The sequence below is a fragment of the Streptomyces sp. NPDC035033 genome, assembly GCF_040636735.1.
In the GTDB taxonomy this organism is placed as follows: domain Bacteria; phylum Actinomycetota; class Actinomycetes; order Streptomycetales; family Streptomycetaceae; genus Streptomyces.
The window spans coordinates 1-3,088 of the sequence record NZ_JBEZUZ010000200.1 but is presented as its reverse complement, the minus strand read 5'-3'; the positions used below and the strand labels follow the sequence as shown (position 1 = coordinate 3,088).

The window sequence follows — 3,088 nt, the reverse complement described above, 5'->3', positions numbered from 1 at the left end:
GGGCAGCCTCCCGAAGGCCCGCTCGTAGTCGAGCCCCACCCCGTCGAAGAGCTCGGCCGCCCCCAGCACGGCCCCGGGCGCGAGGGCCGGGAGGCGCGCCGCCCCCGGACGGGCGCCCGCGGGACGGCCTGACGCGGGCGGGGGCCGTCCCGCCCGCGGCCGCTCCCTCAGTCCTCCGGGTACGCGGCGCGGGCCAGGGCCTCCTCCGGGATGTCCAGGGCGGCGATGCGCTCCGGGTCGGCCAGGACGTGCAGCTGGACGATGCGGTCGCCGACGATCGTGAAGGCCATGAGCGCGGTCGGCTTGCCGTCGACGACCGACAGGACGGCCGGCTGCCCGTTGACGACCAGCGGCAGCGAGGCCTTGCGGAAGGTCGCGTACATGAGGGCCTGCCGGGTGATCGCCTCGGCGCCCCGCACCAGCTTGGAGGCGCCGGCGAGGAGCGTGCCGCCGTCGGCGCGCAGCACCGCGTCCGGGTCGAGGACGGCCAGCAGCCCCTCGAAGTCGCCGCCCTGCGAGGCGGCCAGGAAGGCGTCGGCGATCTCCCGCTGGCGGCGCGGGCCGGGGCCCGGCCCCGGGTCGGCGTCCTGGACGCGGCGCCGCGCCCGGCTGGCCAGCTGCCGGGTGGCCGCCGGGGTGCGGTCCACGATCCGCGCGATCTCCTCGAAGGAGACGGCGAACATGTCGTGCAGCACGAAGGCGAGCCGCTCGGCGGGGCCCAGCGTCTCCAGGACGACGAGCAGGGCCAGCCCGACCGACTCGGTCAGCTCGGTGGCGTGCTCCGGGTCGCCGGCGCCGGGGACGCGCACGATCGGGTCGGGGACGAAGTGGTCGAGCGGGTCCTCGCGCCGGGAGCCGCGCGAGCGCAGCATGTCCAGGCAGACCCGGCCGATGACCGTGGTCAGCCAGCCGGTGAGGTTGGCGACCCCGCTCACGTCGGTGCGGCTGAGCTTGAACCAGGTCTCCTGGACCGCGTCCTCCGCCTCGGCGAGCGAGCCGAGCATCCGGTAGGCGACGGCCCGCAGGTGCCCCCGGTCGGCGTCGAAGCGGCGCGCCAGCGCGTCCGCGTCCGACCCGCCGCCGGAACCCTCCGACCCGCCGCCGGTGCCCTCCGCCGTGCCGCCGGAACCCTCCGCCGTGCCGCCGGTTCCCTCCGCCGTGGTCCCGTCCATCTGCCGGTCTCCCCCTTCGCGTCCCGTCATGTCCCCATGACGGATCGGATCGCGCGTGTGTGACGGCGCGGCGGCGGCCGGAAGCGCCCGTACGCGCGCGCACCCGCCCTCCACCGGTCTCGGCCCGTGAGATCCACGCCGGCCGGGAGCGATCGCCCGGTTTTCCCCGGCCGAATCCCCCGACCACCGTGGAACGCCACTTCAGCGCGATGATCTTCGTCCGTAGATTGATCACCATGACGACGACAGGGACCCGGGTCAACCCCGTACTGCGCACCCCGCCGGCCTCGCCCGCCGCCGCGGCCGCCTACTTCTCCGCCAGCCTCGCCTTCCACGCGGACGTCTCCGACGTCGCCGCCGCGCTGGCCGACGCCCGCGCCGAGGGCACCGACCCCGGCTTCGTGGTGATCGACTCCCGCTCCACCGCCTCCTGGGACCAGGGCCACGTCCCCGGCGCCGTCCACCTGCCCACCGCGCTCATCCCCGAGCAGGCGGAGCAGCTCCTCGACAAGGCCGTCCCGGTCGTCACCTACTGCTGGGGCCCCGGCTGCAACGGCGCCACGCGCGCGGCGCTCGCCCTCGCGGAGCTGGGCTTCCAGGTGAAGGAGATGCTCGGCGGCTTCGAGTACTGGGCCCGCGAGGGCTTCCCGTACGAGACCTGGGAGGGCCCGGCGGAGCGCGCCGCGGACCCGCTGACGGCGCCCGTCGACGCCGAGGACTGCGGCTGCTGAGGAAACCGATTTCGGTTTCCGCCGCCCATGCCGTAAGGTCGTGTTCACCGACGCGGGGTGGAGCAGCTCGGTAGCTCGCTGGGCTCATAACCCAGAGGTCGCAGGTTCAAATCCTGTCCCCGCTACTCAGTGGCCCGAAGGCCCGGACCGTCTCAGGACGGTCCGGGCCTTCGGCGTTCCTGCCCCCGGATGCGGGTTTGACCTTTACGTAACGTCAAGTTCTACCGTTCCCGTCATGGAGTGGTCGATCCAGGAGATCGCCAGGAAGGCCGGCACCACCAGCCGCACGCTGCGCCACTACGGCGAGCTGGGGCTGCTGGAGCCGAGCCGGATCGGCACGAACGGTTACCGGTACTACGACCAGGCGGCGCTCGTCCGGCTGCAGCGGATCCTGCTGCTGCGCGAGCTCGGGCTCTCGCTGCCCGCCATCGCCGAGGTCCTCGAAGGCCAGCGGGACACCTCGGCCGCCCTGCGCACGCATCTGGCCCTCCTGGAACAGGAGCGCGAGCGCATCGGGCGGCAGATCGAGGCCGTACGGACCACTCTCCACAAGACCGAGAGAGGAGAACGGCTCATGGCCGAGGAAGTCTTCGACGGCTTCGACCACACGCAGTACGAGGCGGAGGTCACCGAACGGTGGGGCCGCGACGCCTACGAGCGGGGCGACCGCTGGTGGCGCTCGCTGAGCGACGCCGAGAAGAAGGAGTTCATGGAGACGCAGGCGGCCATCGCCCGCGACTTCGGCGCGGCGGCCGCCGCCGGGCTCGCGGCGGACAGCGACGAGGTGCAGGACCTGGCCCGCCGCCAGTACGAGTGGCTGTCCGGCACCACGCGGCCGACGAAGGAGTACCTGATCGGGCTCGGCCAGATGTACGTGGACGACCCCCGGTTCACCAAGAACTACGACCGGCACGGCGAGGGCACTGCCGTCCTGGTGCGCGACGCCCTGACCGTGTGGGCCGAGCGGAACCTGTGAGCCCGGCCGGGGCCGGGCGCCCGAAGTAAACACCGGCCGAAACCATGCCGGTGCGCGCCCGCCCCTTTGCGCGGACGCGAACGCGGAACGTAACGTCGTGACCGCCATGAGTGACACTGGTGGCGGCCAGCGAGGTCGCCGCCCTGTTCCACCTCGACGAGGTGGTGTTCGTACCGACCGGGGAGCCGTGGCAGAAGAGCCACAAGGCC

Annotated in this window: 3 protein-coding genes, 1 tRNA gene and 1 pseudogene; 4 read left to right on the top strand and 1 reads right to left on the bottom strand. The window is 73.4% G+C overall.

The window, feature by feature from the left end:
- Nucleotides 1-167: 167 nt before the first annotated feature.
- Nucleotides 168-1,172: a sigma-70 family RNA polymerase sigma factor gene (locus tag AB0E83_RS35305; RefSeq protein ID WP_362120896.1), complete on the bottom strand. Its 1,005-nt coding sequence runs from the start codon at nucleotides 1,170-1,172 to the stop codon at nucleotides 168-170.
- Nucleotides 1,173-1,408: 236 nt separating this feature from the next.
- Here AB0E83_RS35305 and AB0E83_RS35300 point away from each other — a divergent pair, with 236 nt between their 5' ends.
- The 4 genes and pseudogenes from AB0E83_RS35300 to AB0E83_RS35285 all read left to right on the top strand — a co-directional run.
- On the top strand, nucleotides 1,409-1,903 hold the full coding sequence (locus AB0E83_RS35300) for a rhodanese-like domain-containing protein (RefSeq protein WP_362120894.1): 495 nt from the start codon (nucleotides 1,409-1,411) through the stop codon (nucleotides 1,901-1,903).
- Nucleotides 1,904-1,954: 51 nt separating this feature from the next.
- Nucleotides 1,955-2,028: transfer RNA gene (locus AB0E83_RS35295), tRNA-Met, on the top strand.
- Between the two features lie 110 nt (nucleotides 2,029-2,138).
- Entirely contained in the window at nucleotides 2,139-2,879 is a 741-nt protein-coding gene (locus AB0E83_RS35290; RefSeq protein WP_362120892.1) for a MerR family transcriptional regulator, read from the top strand.
- Nucleotides 2,880-2,989: 110 nt separating this feature from the next.
- A pseudogene (locus AB0E83_RS35285) lies at nucleotides 2,990-3,088 on the top strand (nicotinic acid mononucleotide adenylyltransferase); the annotation flags it as partial.